Below are 1,142 nucleotides of genomic sequence, written 5' to 3' on the forward strand. Positions count from 1 at the left end.
CCCTGGCCGGTGCCCGGCTGGTCCTGCCCGGCGGCGTCGTCGAGGGCGACCGCCTCGCCGTCGAGGGCGAGCGCATCGCCGGCCTCGGCGGCGACTCCGAGCCCGGCGACCTCGACCTGACCGGGTACACCGTCGTCCCCGGCTTCGTCGACCTGCACGTCCACGGCGGCGGCGGTGCCTCGTACGCCTCCGGCATCGCCGAGGAGGCGCTGCTGGCCGCCCGCACCCACCTGGAGCACGGCACCACCACCACGGTGGCCTCCACCGTCACCGGCGAGATCGACGAGGTCGCCCGCCAGGCGCACGTCCTCTCCGAACTCGTCGAGGACGGCGTCCTGGCCGGCATCCACTTCGAGGGCCCGTTCATCTCGCACAACCGCTGCGGCGCCCACCGGCCCGACCTGCTGCGCGACCCCGACCCGGCGCTGGTGCGCAAGCTGGTCGACGCCGCCCGCGGCCACGCCCGGATGGTCACCCTGGCCCCCGAACTGCCCGGCGGCCTGGACTCGGTGCGGATGCTCGCCGACCTCGGGGTGATCGCCGCCGTCGGCCACACCGACTCCGACTACGCCACCACCCTGGAGGCGATCGAGGCCGGCGCCACCGTCGCCACCCACCTGTTCAACGCCATGCCCGGCATCGCCCACCGCGCCCCCGGCCCGATCGTGGCGCTGCTGGAGGACGAGCGGGTCACCGTCGAGCTGATCAACGACGGCGTGCACCTGCACCCCTCCGTCCTGGACCTCGCCTACGGCACGGCCGGCGCGAACCGGGTCGCCCTGATCACCGACGCGATGGGCGCGGCCGGCATGGGCGACGGCCTCTACCCGCTCGGCCCGCTCCAGGTCGAGGTCAAGGACGGCGTGGCCCGGCTGGTCGAGGGCGGTGCGATCGCCGGCTCGACCCTCACCCTGGACGTGGCGTTCAAGCGCTCGGTCACCGTCAACGGGCTGAGCCTGAACCAGGCCGTCGAGTCGCTGTCCGCCACCCCGGCCCGGCTGCTCGGCCTGGGCGACTCGATCGGCTCGCTGGAGACCGGCAAGCTCGCCGACCTCGTCGTGGTCGACTCGGAGGGCTACGACCTGGTCGCGGTGATGCGCCGCGGCCGGTGGATCGTCGGCGGCGAGAGGTTCTCCACCGTC

1 protein-coding gene is annotated in these 1,142 nt (G+C 74.5%); it reads left to right on the forward strand.

All coding sequences use genetic code 11. From position 1 onward, the window contains the following. Nucleotides 1-2: 2 nt before the first annotated feature. On the forward strand, nt 3-1,142 hold a 1,140-nt coding region (gene nagA / locus ACLWS4_RS37105; RefSeq protein ID WP_416876437.1), incomplete at its 3' end, for an N-acetylglucosamine-6-phosphate deacetylase.

It is taken from the genome of Kitasatospora sp. SC0581 (genome assembly GCF_048159585.1).
In the GTDB taxonomy this organism is placed as follows: domain Bacteria; phylum Actinomycetota; class Actinomycetes; order Streptomycetales; family Streptomycetaceae; genus Kitasatospora.